The sequence below is a fragment of the Pseudomonas sp. A25(2017) genome (genome assembly GCF_002001065.1).
Lineage (GTDB): Bacteria > Pseudomonadota > Gammaproteobacteria > Pseudomonadales > Pseudomonadaceae > Aquipseudomonas > Aquipseudomonas kilonensis.
Genome location: NZ_MUOA01000072.1, coordinates 13,822 through 30,064, shown reverse-complemented (window position 1 = coordinate 30,064; position 16,243 = coordinate 13,822). Strand labels below are relative to the sequence as shown.

The 16,243-nt window shown below is 62.1% G+C and carries 12 protein-coding genes and 2 pseudogenes; 4 read left to right on the top strand and 10 right to left on the bottom strand.

The genetic code is table 11. From position 1 onward, the window contains the following. The first annotated feature begins 266 nt into the window (after positions 1 to 266). On the top strand, positions 267 to 1,595 hold the full coding sequence (locus tag B0E42_RS17660; RefSeq protein ID WP_077506938.1) for an alginate export family protein: 1,329 nt from the start codon (positions 267 to 269) through the stop codon (positions 1,593 to 1,595). Between the two features lie 133 nt (positions 1,596 to 1,728). Here the strand turns inward: B0E42_RS17660 and B0E42_RS31805 are convergent. Continuing rightward, positions 1,729 to 1,998: pseudogene (locus B0E42_RS31805) on the bottom strand (methyl-accepting chemotaxis protein); the annotation flags it as partial. Continuing rightward, positions 1,978 to 2,268 (bottom strand): annotated as a pseudogene (locus B0E42_RS31800) (PAS domain-containing protein); the annotation flags it as partial. The pseudogenes B0E42_RS31800 and B0E42_RS31805, both read right to left, overlap by 21 nt. A gap of 629 nt (positions 2,269 to 2,897) precedes the next feature. On the opposite strand from B0E42_RS31800, the gene B0E42_RS17650 reads away from it, so the two are divergent. After that, the gene (locus B0E42_RS17650) at positions 2,898 to 4,385 is read left to right on the top strand and encodes an aldehyde dehydrogenase family protein (protein WP_077506936.1); all 1,488 of its coding nucleotides are present in this window, start codon (positions 2,898 to 2,900) and stop codon (positions 4,383 to 4,385) included. 532 nt (positions 4,386 to 4,917) lie between these two features. Here B0E42_RS17650 and B0E42_RS17645 read toward each other — a convergent pair. From B0E42_RS17645 to B0E42_RS17615, 7 genes are all read right to left on the bottom strand, one after another. After that, positions 4,918 to 6,375: an amidase gene (locus B0E42_RS17645; RefSeq protein WP_077506935.1), complete on the bottom strand. Its 1,458-nt coding sequence runs from the start codon at positions 6,373 to 6,375 to the stop codon at positions 4,918 to 4,920. 17 nt (positions 6,376 to 6,392) lie between these two features. Continuing rightward, positions 6,393 to 7,649: an MFS transporter gene (locus B0E42_RS17640; protein ID WP_077506934.1), complete on the bottom strand. Its 1,257-nt coding sequence runs from the start codon at positions 7,647 to 7,649 to the stop codon at positions 6,393 to 6,395. A gap of 13 nt (positions 7,650 to 7,662) precedes the next feature. Then, positions 7,663 to 8,595, bottom strand: a complete 933-nt coding sequence (locus B0E42_RS17635) for a transporter (RefSeq protein ID WP_077506933.1) — start codon at positions 8,593 to 8,595, stop codon at positions 7,663 to 7,665. A gap of 70 nt (positions 8,596 to 8,665) precedes the next feature. Continuing rightward, on the bottom strand, positions 8,666 to 9,658 hold the full coding sequence (locus tag B0E42_RS17630) for a helix-turn-helix domain-containing protein (protein WP_077506932.1): 993 nt from the start codon (positions 9,656 to 9,658) through the stop codon (positions 8,666 to 8,668). A gap of 111 nt (positions 9,659 to 9,769) precedes the next feature. Beyond that, positions 9,770 to 10,777, bottom strand: coding sequence for an ABC transporter substrate-binding protein (locus B0E42_RS17625; protein WP_077506931.1), 1,008 nt, complete (start codon positions 10,775 to 10,777; stop codon positions 9,770 to 9,772). Positions 10,778 to 11,073: 296 nt separating this feature from the next. Next, the gene (locus B0E42_RS17620; RefSeq protein WP_053179540.1) at positions 11,074 to 11,439 is read right to left on the bottom strand and encodes a DUF6124 family protein; all 366 of its coding nucleotides are present in this window, start codon (positions 11,437 to 11,439) and stop codon (positions 11,074 to 11,076) included. Positions 11,440 to 11,743: 304 nt separating this feature from the next. Next, a complete protein-coding gene (locus tag B0E42_RS17615; RefSeq protein WP_077506930.1) occupies positions 11,744 to 12,658 on the bottom strand; it encodes a LysR family transcriptional regulator in 915 nt (304 codons plus the stop codon). A gap of 121 nt (positions 12,659 to 12,779) precedes the next feature. Between B0E42_RS17615 and B0E42_RS17610 the strand changes: the two genes are divergently transcribed. Together B0E42_RS17610 and B0E42_RS17605 are read left to right on the top strand one after the other, a co-directional pair. Beyond that, complete coding sequence (locus B0E42_RS17610; protein WP_077506929.1) at positions 12,780 to 13,619, top strand: pirin family protein; 840 nt, start codon at positions 12,780 to 12,782, stop codon at positions 13,617 to 13,619. 51 nt (positions 13,620 to 13,670) lie between these two features. Next, positions 13,671 to 14,765: an alkene reductase gene (locus B0E42_RS17605; protein WP_077506928.1), complete on the top strand. Its 1,095-nt coding sequence runs from the start codon at positions 13,671 to 13,673 to the stop codon at positions 14,763 to 14,765. 330 nt (positions 14,766 to 15,095) lie between these two features. On the opposite strand, the gene B0E42_RS17600 is transcribed toward B0E42_RS17605, so the two are convergent. After that, a complete protein-coding gene (locus B0E42_RS17600; RefSeq protein WP_053179532.1) occupies positions 15,096 to 16,151 on the bottom strand; it encodes a LacI family DNA-binding transcriptional regulator in 1,056 nt (351 codons plus the stop codon). Positions 16,152 to 16,243 lie beyond the last annotated feature (92 nt).

The following is a 16,243-nucleotide window of genomic DNA, read 5'->3' as shown; positions in this document are numbered from 1 at the left end:
TTAGTAGGGATGCCACTGCCGTCCAGGAGCCGGCGATCATGCCTTCCCCAACCAATCCCTGATCGAAACAGCGTTGCGTGCAGCCTTACTCTGCGCTGCGCCGCCCCGGGCGTCTTGCCCATGTCTGCCGCCGGTTTTGTTGCTGCCTGCCAACACCGCGGCGCTGGCGGCCTGAGTCAACTCCATGGCAGGCAGGTGAAAGACTTCCCCGGGTACCACTCCCCTTAATGCGCGCTCTGCTGTCCTATCACACAGGGGAATCCACCATGGAGCACACACACCGTACACCTTTGCTGCGCACCGCCATCGGCCTGGGCATTGCCCTGCTGGTCGCCGATTCATCGGCGCAGGCCTATGAGCTTTACACCGACGAAGACACCACCGTCACCGGCAACTTCCTGGCGGTCTACGGGCTGTTCAACAGCCGCAAGAACTACGACGGCACCGCCGGCGGTTCGAGCTGGCGCGAAGGTTTCATCAAGTATGGCCTGAGTATCGACCAGACACTCGGCGGCCTGGGCAGTGTCTACGGGACGGCCAACCTGGTCAGCTCCGGCACTTGGGGCGATGGCGACGCAGCCGGCTTGAGCGACGGCTCCGAACGCACCACCAAGTTCGATGAAGCCTTTGCCGGCTGGCGTTCGGGGGATCTGTTCCCGGCATTGGGCAAGGACGGTGTCGACTTGTCCTACGGCCGCCAGGTGATCACCCTGGGCGACGGTTTCATCATCAACGACGATGGCCTGAACCTGGGCAAAGGCGTGGCCGATGGCGAGCTCAACCGTGGCGGCGCCTATTACCTGGCGGCCCGGCATGCCTTCGACAAAACCGCTGTCGTGCGCCTGGGCGGCAAGGAAGGCGTGCATGGCAGCCTGATGTGGATCAAGTCCGACAACCGCGCCCAGGCCAACACCGAAATGGCCGCCAGCACCCTGGAATACACCGCCGCACCTGGCACCCTGGGGCTGACCTATATCCATGGCATCGATGTCGATGACCGCTACGCCAGCGACTTCCAGAAGCAGCGCGACGGCATGGACATCTACAGCCTGCGCGGCGCCGGGAATGCCGGCATCGAAAATGCGCATTTCTCCTTCGAGTACGCCTGGCAGGACAAGGACGCGGGCCCGGAGAAAGCCTGGTACACCGAAGCCGGCTACACCTTCGCCGACCTGCCCTGGACGCCAGACCTGACCTATCGCTACAGCCGCTACTCCAAAGACTGGGACTCGATGTTCAACGGCCAGAGCCGTGGTTATGGCACCTGGTTCCAGGGTGAAGTGGCGGGCAACTATGCCGGTCCGTTCAACAGCAATACCGCCATCCAGCACGTCGGCCTCAAGCTCAAGCCGGCAGAAACCGTGACCATTGGTGCACTGTTCTTCGACTATCAGACCCTGCATACCCGTGACGCGCTGAACCTCGATGCGCAGGAGCTGGACCTGTACGTGGAATGGGCAGTGAATGAACATCTGATCGTCACGCCGCTGGTGGGCCTGTACAAGCCTGAGAAGGATGCGGACAGCGGTGGCAATCAGGTTGGCGGCAATGGCACCAACGTCTATAGCCAGTTGGTGGTGGCGGTTCCTTTCTGACAGGCCGACCGTAGGAGCTGCCGCAGGCTGCGATCTTTTGATCTTTCGCTTTTGATGCAAGTGTCTTTGGGAAGATCGCAGCCTCGTTGCACTCGTCAGCTCCTACGGGATAGCGATTGGTCTGTTATCTGTGCTGGTGCAACATGGTCTGGATCTGATGGGTCGCCTGCCGGGTGCTTTGCGCCAGCTTGCGCACCTCATCGGCCACCACCGAAAAACCGCGCCCGACATCTCCGGCCCTGGCGGCTTCAATTGCGGCGTTCAAGGCGAGCAGATTGGTCTGGTCGGCAATGCCCTTGATCACCCCCACCACCGTGGCAATCTGGGCGTAGGTCACCTGGTTCTGTTCGAGCATGCGCTGATGGGTGGACTGGGCCGAGCGCTCGTCGCTGATATCACGCACCGCACCAATGATCCTCACCAGTTGCCCATGGGAGTCGCGTACCGCCCGACCGCGTTCACGACACCAGATGTAATCCCGGGTCTTGTGGCGCATCCGGTATTCGAAGACGTATTCACCGCTGCCCTGTGAGCCAAGGATTTCCCGGTCGAAAATGGCCATGATCTTGGGCAAGTCGTCCGGGTGGGTGATGCCGACCTGGGCATCCCAGCCATCGGGCAGGTCGTCAGGCCCGTAACCCAGCAGCGCACGGAACTGACTGGAAAAGCGCATGCCACTGGCCGGGTGCTGGAGGTCACCGTTGACCACGGTAATGTCCCAGCAGCCTTCCGTCAGGGTCGACTGCAGCAGCTCCCAGATCTGTGCATCCTGGCGTTGTTGCTGCAGCTGCTGGCTGAGTTCGCCCAAGCGAATTTCAAGCACCTGCTCGCGCTCGTGGGCTTGCTCCAATTGCTGGCGAACCTTGTGCAACTCATGCTCGCTTTGCTGCCAGCGCAGGGTTTGCGTCTCCACTTGTGCCTCGATCTGATGCAGATGCGCAGTCGCGCTCGCCATCTGCCGTGCATGCTGCTCAAGGACTGTGCGCAGTGGCGGATACGCGTCGAGCAGCGGCGTGTCCTCCGTTTCGCCGGCCAGTACGCGCTGCACCTGTGCGATCAACACCCGCTTCTGTTTGTTGGTCTGGAGAAACATCGCCCGCCCCTATGCCATCAAGTCGAAACCCGGATCTGATCGCAAACCGGCCAGGCTGGCTTGTCCCTGCCTGCACGGGGCCTTGCTCCTGGCTGCCAGCCACCCAGGCTGGCAGCCACAGACATACGGCGCGGCAGGCACAGTCAAGCTGGACGGTCCTGCCGGGATTACCCTCGGGGCTTTCCCTAATTCGTGATCAGGAAACCCTCATGAGCGATATTGCCCTGCTGCCTCAGGTCGAAGCCTTCCTCGGTAGACATCACGCCCTGTTCATCGACGGTGGCTACGTCGAAAGCCAGAGCAGCCAGACGCTGGACGTCGTCAACCCTGCCACCGGCCAAGTCATCGCCCAGGTCAGCGACGCCACTCCCGGCGACATTGATGCGGCGGTGGAGTCGTCCCGCCGCGGCTTCAAGCAGTGGTCCCAAACGGCACCCGCAGTCCGCGGCCATGTGCTGCTCAAGTTGGCGGACCTGCTGGAACGCAACCGCGAAGAGCTGGCGCAGATCGAGACCTGCCAGTCGGGGAAGATCATCCACATCTCCCGGGCCTTCGAAGTCGATCAGGCCGCTCATTTCCTGCGTTACTACGCGGGCTGGGCGACCAAGATCAACGGCGAGACGATCACCCCATCACTGCCCTCCTTCGCTGGCGAACGCTACACCGCCTTCACCTTGCGCGAACCGGTCGGGGTGGTGGTCGGCATCGTGCCGTGGAATTTTTCCACCATGATCGCCATCTGGAAACTGGCCTCAGCCCTGGTGACCGGTTGCAGCATCATCATCAAGCCCAGCGAGTTCACCCCGCTGACCATCCTGCGCATCGCTGAACTGGCCATCGAGGCCGGCCTTCCAGCCGGTGCCCTGAATGTGTTGACCGGCGGCGGCCTGGTGGGCAAAGCACTGATCGAACACCCGGGCACCGACAAGGTCTCATTCACCGGTTCCGTGCCCACCGGCCTGGCGGTGGGCCAAGCGGCCATGGGCGCCGGGTTGACCCGTGCAACCTTGGAACTGGGCGGGAAGAATGCGGCGGGGTTCCTGCGTGATATCGACCCCGAGGTGGCGGTCAACGGTATCATCGAGGCGGGCTTCCTGCATTCGGGACAGATCTGCGCTGCAGCGGAACGGTTCTTTGTCCATCGCTCGCAGATCGAGTCGATCATGGACAAACTGGCCCAGCGCCTGAGCAAACTCACCATCGGCTCGCCCCTGGACGAGCGCACCGAATTCGGCCCGGTAACCAACCGCCAGCACCAGCACAAACTCGCGGAATTCTTCGCCAAGGCCCGCGCACAGAACAACACCATCGTCCACGGTGGCAAGCTGATCGATGGACCGGGTTGCTATGTCGAGCCGACCATCATCCTCGCCAATCGCCGCGACGACAGCCTGCTCAACGAAGAAACCTTCGGCCCGATCGCCACGTTCTTCCCTTACGACACTGAGGAGGAGTTGCTGGAACTGATGAACGACACCCCCTACGGCCTGAGCGCCAGCCTCTGGACCAACGACCTGGGCAAAGCCCTGCGCATGGTCCCCGCGATCGAAGCTGGTACAGTCTGGGTGAACATGCACACCCTGCTCGACCCGGCGGTGCCTTTTGGCGGCAGCAAATCTTCAGGGATAGGCCGTGAATTCGGCAGTGCATTCATCGACGACTACACCGAACTGAAGTCGGTGATGATCCGCTACTGACCTTCAAGGGCTCTGGGACACCCCTCTGAGCCCTCTTGTGGGAGCGAGCTTGCTCGCGATAGCGGCCCATCAGTCAACCATGATGCCGACTGACCCAACGCCTTCGCGAGCAAGCTCCCACAGTTTTTTCCGAGTCGCCCAAGCCATCCGCGACCACCAAAAATCCCCTGTGGGAGCGAGCCTGCTCGCGATAGCGGCCCATCAGCCAACCATGATGCCGACTGACCCAACACCTTCGCGAGCAAGCCCGCTCCCACAATTTTTTTCCGAGTCGCCCAAGCCATCCGCGACCACCAAAAATCCCCTGTGTGGGAGCTTGCTCGCGATAGCAGACTATCAGCCAACCATGATGCCGACTGACCCAACGCCTTCGCGAGCAGGCTCGCTCCCACAGTTTTTTCCGAGTCGCCCAAGTCATCCGCGACCACCAAAAATCCCCTGTGGGAGCGGGCTTGCTCGCGAAAGCGGACTATCAGTCAACCATGATGCTGAATCTGACGCCGCCTTCGCGAGCAATCCCGCTCCCACAGTTTTAACGCCGGCAGGCGTTGACCGGTGGGACTCGGCCGCGCCAGGGCTGGGTGCGTTCCAGTTGGGCGGCCAGGGCCAGCAAGGTGCTTTCCTCGCCGAAGCGACCGGCAAAATGCGCCCCCATCGGCAGGCCATTGGCGCTCCAGGACAATGGCACTGACATCGCCGGCTGACCGCTGGCATTGAACAACGCGGTGAACGGCGAATAGCTGTGGTAGCGCTCAAGCAGTTGATCCAGGCTCATGCACACATCCTGCAGATCCAGTTCGCCAATCGGCACCGGTTCACGGGTCAGGACCGGGGTCAGGATCACGTCGTAATCCTGCATGAACACTGCCAACTGCCGGCCCAGCGCATGAATCCATTCCACCGCCGCGACATATTGGGCGCCGCTGACGTTGCCCTTGTCCCGCAGGATGATCCGGGTCCGCACCTCCAGTTCTTCCGCCTGCACGGCGAACCCACGCATCTGGCCCAGCAGGTCGACATAGCGACGGGTGCTTGCACCAATAATGCTGAACACGTGGTCGAGAAACTCCAACAACCCCACCGGCAGGCTCACCGGTTCGACACGGTGCCCCAAGGACTCGCACAACCGCGCGGCCTCGCCCACCGCCTGAAGGCTCTGGGGTGACGTAGGCCAGGGCTCGAGTTGCTCGACCAGGGCAATGCGCAGCGGCTTGGGATCAGCCTGCACTGCCATCACATACGGCAACGCCTGGATCGGCGCGGCGTACGGCGCGCCCAGGTCCATCCCGGCGGTGGCGTCCAGCAACGCCGCACTGTCGCGCACCGACAAAGTGATCGCATGAGGCGTGCCCATCCCCGCCCAGCCCTCGCCCATTATCGGCCCCGACGGCATCAGGCCGCGGCTGGGCTTGAACCCGAACACGCCACAGCAAGACGCCGGCACGCGCAATGAACCGCCACCGTCGTTGCCGTGGGCAAACGGCACCACGCGGGCCGCCACCAGTGCCGCCGCGCCACCGCTGGAGCCACCGGCGCTATGATCGGTGTTCCAAGGGTTGCGGGTCGCGCCGAAGCGCGCGGACTCGGTGGAGTACGACGTGCCGAACTCCGGGGAAGTACTGGTGCCCATCACCTGGCATCCGGCACGCCGCAACCGCGCGACGACTTCCGAATCAAAATCCGCACGACAGTCGCCCAGCGCGCGCGAACCGTTAGTCATCGCCGCGCCGTTGACTGGTGAAAACAGGTCTTTGATCAAGGTCGGCACGCCGGCCAGCAGGCCTTGTGCAGCCTGAGGCTTGCGCGCCGCCTCCCGGGCCGAATCGTACAAGCGCTCGGCCACCGCATTGAGCTGCGGCTCGACCCGCTCCAGGCGTTCGATGGCCGTCTCCAGCAGTTCGCCGGGCTGAACCTCGCCACGCCTGACCCACTCAGCCAGCGCCGTGGCATCTTCAATGTCCATCAAGTGGTGGATGTCTTGCATACCCATATCTCAGGTTCCTTATGTCATGACGATTGATGTGATCCGACGGTGCTCGCCTGCCCCTGGCCCCGTGCTCGCAGGCCGGCCACGACCCAGAGCAGCGCCAAGGCAAGACTGGCCAGGGACAGCCACTGGATGGCGTGACGCAGGTCACCGGCAAAGACAACCACCGAGGCCACCACCAACGGACTGACGAACTGACCGATGTACAGGCACGAGGTAAACCCGCCCAAGCCTCGGCCGCGGGTGCTGGCGGTCAGGGCATTCATCACCGGCGCCATCACGTTGGGTACCAGCAACCCGGCCCCCAGGCCCTGGATGAATACCGCCACCAGCACGGCGTTGTAGCTCTGCCCGCGCATCAGCAGCCACAGCCCAAGGCCCATCAGGCCGAGCAACAGTGCGTTGCAACCGGCGATGCCGAAGCGGCGGCGCAGCAACGGCCACATCAGCGAACCGCCCAGGGTCGCCAACAGGCTCAACCCCGCGGCCAGGCCAATCATCGTGCTGGAGGTGATCCCCAGGCTGACCAACAGCATCGGCGCCTGGATCGGCATGATGAACGTCAGGACCATGCCGCCCAGGATCATCAGGTAGCCGACCAGCAGTTGCAGCACGGCGACCTTGGCCGGTCCCGACTCATCGACGCTCTGCTCGACCCTCTGCAGCTCCGCCACTGGCGGCTCCCAGAGCACTTTCATCATTACCGGCACCAGCAGCAGTGGCAGCAAATACAGCAGGAACGGCGTGCGCCACGAGTGCTCGCCGAGCACCCCGCCCACCACGAAAAACAGCGCGCCCACCAGGCCAATAGTCACCACCTGCCGGTTGACGTAGCGCAGCCGCTCCTCGCCCTGCCAATAGTCAGCGATCAAGGTTGCGCAGCAGGTCATCACCGCCGCCTCCGTGCACCCGAACAACAGCCGCGCACCGACAATCGAAGGCAGGCTGTCGAGCATGGCCGGCAGCGCACCGAGCAAGGCGTAGAGCACCGTGGCAATCACCAGCAAGGCTTTGCGCCCTACGCGGTCGGCCAACCAGCCAGCCAACGGTGCGCACACGGCAATCGCCAAAGCCGGACCGGTAATCGCCAACGGCACCAGCAGATCGGCGCGCGGTTCCAAGGGGCCGAATTCGGCGCCCAACCTGGGCAGGATCGGCGTGACCATCACCGCGCCCATGATCGTCAGGCTGCTGCCCAGCATCAGCACCCCGCCTTCGCGCCAACCGGCCTGGCGCGACGGGGTGACCGCCGGTGAAACGGAATTTGATTGGTTCATGGCGAGCCCCTTTTTAGAAACTGTGAGAAATACGCAGCGCCGTGGTGTAGCCCTCGGCGCGGTTGCGCGCATCGAGCTCCTTGTAGACATGCAGCCATATCGGCGGCATGCCGGGCTTGAAGTAACTCACCGCTGGCCCGACCGCCAACACCCGGGCACGATTGCCCGCCTCCAGGCCCGGCGCATCGTCATCGGTGAATTGCCGGTAGTAATAGCCGCCCACACCCACGGTCCACGGGCCAACGTGTTGACCCACGGCGAACTCGTGGCGGTACTCGACGCCATTCTTGTAGTCGGTGGCGTGGTTGCGGGTGTTGATGTCGGCTTCGAAGCTGGAAGACACTTCGAAGCCGCTGTCGGAGATGTACGTGGCGTTGAGGATCGGTGAGAAGGTCCAGTGGTTGAGACCCGGTGAGATCAAGCGATCCTTGTCGTAGTCGCCTGTAGGGGCCTGGATCTGGAACTGGGTGTTGACGAACAGGTTCGGCGAAAGGGTCCATTGCAAGATCACCGGCAGCACCTGTATATCGCCCAGGCGAAACGGATCGGCCGCAAGGTCCAGCGGGCCCACAGGCGTCTGTACCTGTACCGAAGCGTCCATCTGGAAGAACGGTACGATGGCGCCAAAGCCATACTTGGCGCCCAGCACGGTGTAATCGGTCATGCGCATGTAGGCGAGGCCGATGGACAAGACATCCAGGGAGAAATTGTTGTCCGCAGACTTGCCGTGGCGATCTTTCTGCACGTTGGCCGAATAGAACGCAGTTCGCAGGCCGACAGTGCCGAAGGGCGTGGCCGGCGGCATCATGCCAGCGCCGAAATCGTAGACCCCGACCGCCGTGGTCGGCGCGCCGTTTTCGGTGCCATGGGCAGCGCTACAGACAGCGATCAACCCCAGGGTTAACCCAGTACAGCGCAAGACGTTGGTTTTATTCTTCTGATTCATCGAATGCCCCTCCCGACCATGTGGTGTAGGGGTCATCCTAGGGAGCCGACCGGTCAGCCGTTATCCGTTTTCAGCACAGATGCGTGCGACGCAGGGTTTGTGAAGGTGTCTCGCCGAACAGCACTCGATAGTCGCTGGAAAACCGGCTCAAATGCCAGAAGCCCCAGCGTGCCGCCACCTCCTGTACACCCTGGGCATGGCCGCCGCTGCGCAGTTCACGACGCACGGCATTGAGGCGCAACGCCCGCAAATAGGCCACGGGGTTGATGCCCAGCGTCTCCTGGAAGCAATACTGCAGTTTTCGCCGGCTGGCACCGATGTGGTTGCACAGGTCGAGGATCGACAGCGGCTCATCGACATGGGTCAAGGCATATTCCCGAGCGCGGTCGACCATGCGCTTGCGCGCCGTGGGGTTGAGCGGCGGCGCCTCATCCGGTGCCACAAGTTCCAGTATGTGCAGCATCACCGTGTCACGCAGGCCACGGCGGATCGACTCGTAACCCAGTAACGAGTCACGCCCCTGCTCGCCGCCTTCAAGCTCATCGAACAACGCCGCCAGCTCGGCGGGCAGCGTCGAGTTGCCGAGACGGTAACACTTGGGAAGATCGGTAATTCGAAAGCGACTGCCCTGTCGTTCCAGCACATGCTCCAACGCCTGCTCGTCGATGGCGACACTGAGCAGGTCGAGATGCTGGGGTGTGCGCAGCTCGGGCAGGTTCTGGCCACGGGCGACCAACAGGCTGGGCTCGATAATCGGGTGCCCGGAGCAAAAGACCGGCCCATCGGCACTCAGTGGCACGCTGAAGGTGATGGCGCCCTCCCAGGCCATGCCTTGCTTGGTCAGTGCCTGATTAGAGCGGTCGCGCACCAGTTGCATCCAGTCCGAGCGGAACTCGATCAACTCGCCTTCGAAGCGTCCGGGGGTCAACTGGTCATAGCAAACCTGCCAACCACCCATGTTGCGGGCGTGCTCGTCGATGTCTGCGGTACGAAACCGATTGATCGGCAGCGTCGGCAACAGGTCCGACGAGATCGCTGGCTGCGCCATGTTGGAGTTGTTCATTGACCCGACCTTTGATGATTCCAGGGCATACGGGTCAAAGCTCAGGCAAGTTCCATTCCGCCCCGTGGGCCGGTCGGGCAATTGTGCCGAAAACGGATAATCGCTCAGGACTCAACTGCCGGCACCGGCATGGGCCTCTTCAAAGAAATAGTCCTTCCAGCTGTCGGCCTGGTTTTTCAGCACGCCCAGTTCGTGCAGCTTCTGCGCATAGATGTAGGTGCGTTGCGGGACGACGGTGAAGTCGATTTCGGGGTCAGTGACGATTTTTTCCACCAGCGCCAGCGGCAACTTGGACTGTTCTACGCGGATGTAGGTCTGGGCCGCGGCCGGCTTGTCGGCCTTGATGATGCCTTGCGCCTCCACCAGGGCGTCGTAGAACGCCTTGTAGGTCTTGGGGTTTTCGTCGTGGAATTTTTCCGTGGTGTAGAGCACGTTGAACGTCGCCGGCCCGCCCAGCACATCATAGGAGCTGAGCACCTTGTGTACGTTGGGGCTTTGCAGTGCCTGGTACTGGAACGGTGGGCTGGAGAAGTGCGAATTGATTTCCGACTGACCGGCGATCAGCGCCGCCGTCGCATCCGGGTGCGGAAGGCTGACCGAGATATCGTCGAATTTCTTGAAGTGATCGTTGCCGAACTCCTTGGCGGTTTCGATCTGCAGCGTGCGCGACTGGAACCCCACACCTGCCGCCGGGACAGCGATCCGGTCCTTGTCGGTGAAGTCCTTGAGGCTTTTCACGTTCGGGTTATTGGTCAACAGATAGTTGGGCATCGACCCCAGCGAGGCGATGGCCTTGACGTTCTGCTTGCCGCGGGTCCGATCCCAGATCGTCAGCATCGGCGGAACGCCCGCCGACACCACATCCAGGGCACCGGTCAGCAAGGCCTCGTTCATCGCCGTTGCGCCGGAAATGCTGTTCCAGTCCACCTTGATATCGATGCCCTGGGCCTTGCCATGTTTCTCGATCAACTGCTGGTCTCGCACCACGTCGAGGATCAGGTAGCCAATACCGAATTGCTGGGCGATGCTGATCTTGCCTTCGGCGTGGGCCAAGGGATTGAGCAGCGCAGTGGCCGCCAGGGAAACCAACAAGGTGAGCGCAGAACGCTTGAAAGCCATGGTCGGGTACCTCACAGTAAAGTGGAGAAGACTGAAGATCACGACTTTAAAGCTATAAAAATATTAGTTTAAATATCTTAATAGAATATCAATAGCACCTAAGTATTTATCCCAAGCCAGCCTGAATATCGTCACTGCTGATGCCGAGCGCGAAAAGTCCGGGCTCTGGCGCGAGGGTTCATTGGCGTGCTTGCATTGGCCGTGTTGCTGAACAGAAGAAGCAAGAGACCTTGTAGTGCTTGCTGACTCTTTTGTTGTGAGGGCGCTTGCGACGCCCCCGCAACATTACCTGGCGACTACCCTGGTAGCCTGTGGTTATCCAGTACTCGATTGACCGCTAACTCACCCAACATGATGACCCGTTGCAGCACCAGCATCGTTTGGCGTCGTGGGCCGTCCGTCAAATCGGTGAGGTCGCTGACCATCACGCTGGCGGATGCCAAGGATTCGCACGCCTCAACGAGCAACGTTTCATCATCCACCGCTGCGTCGATGGTGAAGATCGTGCTGGGCTTGCGGGGCTGTATCTGCGTTTTCGTTGCCCCGGGGTTCAGGTAGTGCTTGAGCGCGCGGTCTGCCGCCTCTTTCAACTTTTCGGGGTCGAGAGAGTCGCCGTAGAGTACCGAATTGATATCCGGGGGGTTGGGAGTAACCTTGAACATATAACTAATTCCCTCAGTTGGGGCCGCAACCGTTCCCTACTAAAAGAAGGGTGGCGGCTGTACGCAGGTTAGTAGACCGGTGGAATTAGCAAGCCCGGCGCGCCCAAGGGCGCCCTGCGCACAACCACCATTTATCGTTGCTGGGAAGGAAAAAAGTGGGCTTCTGCGCGATGATCGTTCCCACGCTCTGCGTGGGAATGCATCCGGTGACGCTCTGCGTCACACTCCAGAAGCGGAACGCGGAGCGTCCCTGGCGACATTCCCACGCAGGAGCGTGGGAACGATCGAAAACGATCGACTGCGCCTACGTCATCCGCGCCGGAAACGCCTTGAGCTCAAGCTTCTCCATCACCAACCCGATGAATGCCGAAACCGCCAGCGGCAACTGCCGCCGGCTCGGATAGAGCACATTCAGGCCGAAGCCGATGCGCTGGTATTGCGGCAGCACACGCACCAGCCTTCCGGCTTCCAGGTCGAGGCTGCTCAGCGCCCCCGGCAACACGGCGATGCCCAGGCCGGCGACGGTCGCCCTGCGCAGCGCCTGGGCGGTGTTGGCGTGGAATCGGCTGGCGATCTGCACCTGTTCCTCGATGCCGTCCGGGCCAACGAATCGCCAATGGGTCATGCCGCCGGGATGAGCGAAACTCACGCCGTCGTGGTGAGCCAGGTCCTGCAACGAAAGCGGTGCGCCGCGCGCGGCAATGTACGCGGGGCTGGCAACCATGCCGTCACCGTCGTTCTTGAGCAGTTGGCGACCGACATACCCCGAGTCCTGCAAGGGACCGCCGCGAAAGGCCACGTCGATGCGGTCGGCAATCAGGTCGACCCGGGCATCGCTGAGCACGAAATCAAGTTGCACTCGCGGATGCGCGGCTAAAAAGTCGGCCACCCATTCCATCGGGAAAAAATCGAAAAAATCCGCCATCGCTGCGATGCGCACCAGGCCGCTGGGCTCCTCGCTGCCCATCATCAGTTCCTGTCCGGCATCCATCAGGCCGTCCACCGCATCCACACAGCGTTCATAAAACCCCTGGCCCGCATGGGTCAGCGTGAGTTTGCGGGTCGAGCGCTGCAGAAGTCGCGATTCAAGCTGCGCCTCCAACTGCTGGACCCGTCGGCTGACGGTATTGGAAGGCATGCCCAAGCGCCTGGCGGCTTCGGCGAAGCTGCCGCTGCGGACCACCTGGACGAACAGCGCAACATCGTTGAGATCGAGCATGGCGCGCACATTCCTTCGTTTTGTGGATGAGTTCAATCCGATTGTATCGACTAATCAATCTATTGGCAGGCACTTATCCTTCTCGCATCGAGGCCCACCGCCCAAGACTTGGAGGCACCCCATGAACAGCATCGTCGCAGCACCGCCCCGCGCCATCGTCCACCGCACCTCCGGCAGCAGCCATGGGCCGATCACCCGGCTCATGAGCCCAGGTGACCTGGGCCAGCTCTGCAAGCCATTCGTGTTTCTCGATCACTTCGCCTTCAACGCCGATGCCATGCAAAGAGGTTTCGGTATGCACCCTCATTCCGGGATCGCCACGCTGACCTACATGATCGAGGGCCAGGTGATCTACGAGGACACCACGGGCCAGTCAGGCACGTTGCCCAGCGGCGGCATGGAGTGGATGCAAGCTGGGAACGGCGTATGGCACACCGCCCGACCGGTCGCAGGTTCGCCGATCCAAGGCTTCCAGCTCTGGGTTGCACTGCCGGCGGCAGAAGAAAATGCCCCGGCCCACAGCGTCTACCTGGCGCCCTCCGAGATCCCCCGTGAAGGTCCGGCGCTGGTGTTGCTCGGCCAATACGGCGCAGCCCGCAGCAATGTTGCGGCGCCAGCAGGCATGAATTACCTCGCCGTGCAGTTGCAGGACAACGAGCACTGGCGCTACACGCCACCGGCCGGGCACACCGTCGCCTGGCTGGCGGTCAACAGCGGCGGCCTCGATGCCGGCGGCCACGTCAATGCCGGAGAAATGGTGGTATTCGAAGCCTCCGGCGAGGCCATCGACATCGTTGCCCGGGGCGCGACCTCCTTCGTGCTCGGTTCGGCGGTCAAGCATCCCCATGACCTGGTGATGGGCTACTACTCGGTGCACACCAGCGAGGCCGCCCTGGAAAAAGGCGAGAAAGAAATCCAGCGCATCGGCGCCCTTTTGCAACAAGAGGGTCGGTTGGCCTGACCGCCCCTCGACTCAATCCCTAATTCATACCCGATCCCTTAGAGGTGAATCATGACTGACATCGGTCTCGATCTTCTGTTGTCCCGCACTCAAGTCGGCAAGCTGTCCCTGAAAAACCGCATGATCATGGCGCCAATGACCCGCAGCCGCGCGGGCGCTGGCGATGCAGCCACGCCCCTGATGGCCGAGTACTACAGCCAACGCGCCAGCGCCGGCCTGATCGTCAGCGAAGGCTCCCAGGTGTCGGCCCAGGGCAAGGGTTACCTGAGAACGCCAGGGATCTTTACCCCTGAGCAAATCACCGGCTGGAAACAAGTGACCGACGCGGTTCACGCCGAGGGCGGGCAGATCTTCTTGCAGCTCTGGCACGTAGGTCGTCTTTCCCATCCGTTGGTGCAGGTCAACGGCGCCCAACCCGTAGCCCCCTCGGCAATCAAGGCCGATGGCGAGATCTACACCCCCGAAGGCCTCAAGCCCTATGAACTGCCACGGGCCCTGGCGCTCGATGAAATCCCCGGTGTGGTTGCCGACTTCCGCCAGGCCGCGGCCAACGCGAAGCTGGCCGGCTTCGACGGCGTCGAGATTCATGGCGCCAACGGCTACTTGATCGACCAGTTCCTGCGTGACGGTACCAACCAACGTACCGATATCTACGGCGGCTCGATCGAGAACCGTGCACGTTTGCTCAAGGAAGTGGTCGAGTCGGTGATCGAAGTCTTCGGCGCCAGCCGCGTCGGCGTTCGCCTGTCGCCGATCTTCAGCTACTTCTCGATGAGCGACAGCAACCCGCAAGCAACATTCGACTACACGGCCAGAATGCTCAGCCGCTATGGCCTGGCTTACCTGCACATCGTGGAATTGGGCGAAGGCCCATTCAACTTCCTGGAACTCAAGCATCGCTTCGGCGGGACGTACATTGCCAATGGCGGCTACAGCGCCGAACGCGCCGCCACGGCCATCAGCCGTGGCGAAGCAGACCTGGTGGCATTCGGCACGCCGTTTTTGGCAAACCCGGATTTGGTGGAACGTTTCAAGCGAGGCCAGGCACTGAACACCCCTGACGCATCGACGTTCTACCAGGGTGACGAGCGCGGTTATACGGACTATCCGACCTTGGCCGGGGCTCAAGCAGGCCAAGAAGCTTAATGTTCAAGACCTGTGGGAGCGAGCCTGCTCGCGATAGCGGTGTATCAGTCACCGGCCATACCGACTGACCCGACGCCATCGCGAGCAGGCTCGCTCCCACAATGTTTCCGGTGACCGCTAGATCTACATTCACCATCCATCCCCTGTGGGAGCGGGCTTGCTCGCGAAAGCGGTGTATCAGTCACCGGCCATACCGACTGACCCGGCGCCATCGCGAGCAAGCTCGCTCCCACACTGTTTCTGGTTGACCGCAATATCTACATCCACCATCCATCCCCTGTGGGAGCGAGCCTGCTCGCGATAGCGATGGCTCAGACTGCAATCAAACAGTCAGGTGCTTTCCGGCACATCGATCTGAAGCGGCACCACCCGCCTCGGCGCCGGGCCTGGCGACGTAGCAGTCGCCGCTTCGACCAGGGCTTCGACGGCCTGTTCGGCCATGGTCACGACAGGATGCGACAGCACCGCCTGGACCAGGCCCGTCTTCAACGCCTCGCGTGTCAACGGCGTCAGGTCGTGGCACACCACCACCGGCAAGCGAATCCGCTGTTCCTGGAGGCTACGCAAGGCCCGCAATACGCCGGCGATGCCACCACCGGCCACATAAAGTCCCACCAGGTCAGGCTCTGCGCTGAGCAAGTCCAACGTGTTGCCATACGCGAACTCATCGTCCTCCAGCGTCAGGCGCGATGCGAGCAGCTCCCATTCGCTGGAGTGCTCGGCCAAATAACTGCGAAAGCTCAGCTCACACAATTCCTGGCACTGGAAACGCTGGCTGCTGAGCATGACGGCCGCCGCCCCGGGTTGCCTCGCCAGACGGCTGATGAACCAGCCTGCCGTGCGGCCCGTGAGTCGATTGTCCAACCCGACATACCCCGTGCCGCTGGCGCTGGACAGCTCCGACAGCAGCGCCACCACCGAAACACCCGTCTCGCGCAATTGCGCAACCGCCTCCCGGACCCGGGGATGATCCACCGCCACCACGCCCAGCCCGTCCACTTGATCGCGCAGGGCCAGGATGCGTTGCGCCACGATGACCGGGTCGAGGTCGTCCAAGTAGCCGATGACCACGCGAATCCGTGCTCGCGTGCAGGTCGCGGCAGCGTTCGACAACGCGTGGGCAAGCCCCTGGTAGAAAGGCACACCACTTTTCTGCAACAGAAAGCCAAGCCGCAAGGTCGGGCGGTCGTTGAGCACCCGCTGTTCGATAACGCCCTTGGCATGGAACCCCAACCGCGCGGCCGCCGCGGCAATGCGTTGGGCGGTGTCGGCGCGCACATCGGCGCGCAGGTTCAGCACCCGATCGACAGTAGACAGGCTGACTCCGGCTTCCCGGGCGACATCGGCCATGGTAGGGCGAAGCATTCGGCGTGGCTTTTCTGACATATTTTGACACCTCTGCCGGGCATCATGAGGGGTTTTGACAGATTAAGCCAACGCCCCATGGCCCCCTCCCCGGCAACGCAATAGCATCAGGT

Bases quoted from the DNA above. Each gene is read 5' to 3' on its own strand.
- B0E42_RS17660 (WP_077506938.1), top strand. From the start codon at position 267: ATGGAGCACACACACCGTACACCTTTGCTGCGCACCGCCATCGGCCTG.
- B0E42_RS17650 (WP_077506936.1), top strand. From the start codon at position 2,898: ATGAGCGATATTGCCCTGCTGCCTCAGGTCGAAGCCTTCCTCGGTAGA.
- B0E42_RS17645 (WP_077506935.1), bottom strand. From the start codon at position 6,375: ATGGGTATGCAAGACATCCACCACTTGATGGACATTGAAGATGCCACG.
- B0E42_RS17640 (WP_077506934.1), bottom strand. From the start codon at position 7,649: ATGAACCAATCAAATTCCGTTTCACCGGCGGTCACCCCGTCGCGCCAG.
- B0E42_RS17635 (WP_077506933.1), bottom strand. From the start codon at position 8,595: ATGAATCAGAAGAATAAAACCAACGTCTTGCGCTGTACTGGGTTAACC.
- B0E42_RS17630 (WP_077506932.1), bottom strand. From the start codon at position 9,658: ATGAACAACTCCAACATGGCGCAGCCAGCGATCTCGTCGGACCTGTTG.
- B0E42_RS17625 (WP_077506931.1), bottom strand. From the start codon at position 10,777: ATGGCTTTCAAGCGTTCTGCGCTCACCTTGTTGGTTTCCCTGGCGGCC.
- B0E42_RS17620 (WP_053179540.1), bottom strand. From the start codon at position 11,439: ATGTTCAAGGTTACTCCCAACCCCCCGGATATCAATTCGGTACTCTAC.
- B0E42_RS17615 (WP_077506930.1), bottom strand. From the start codon at position 12,658: ATGCTCGATCTCAACGATGTTGCGCTGTTCGTCCAGGTGGTCCGCAGC.
- B0E42_RS17610 (WP_077506929.1), top strand. From the start codon at position 12,780: ATGAACAGCATCGTCGCAGCACCGCCCCGCGCCATCGTCCACCGCACC.
- B0E42_RS17605 (WP_077506928.1), top strand. From the start codon at position 13,671: ATGACTGACATCGGTCTCGATCTTCTGTTGTCCCGCACTCAAGTCGGC.
- B0E42_RS17600 (WP_053179532.1), bottom strand. From the start codon at position 16,151: ATGTCAGAAAAGCCACGCCGAATGCTTCGCCCTACCATGGCCGATGTC.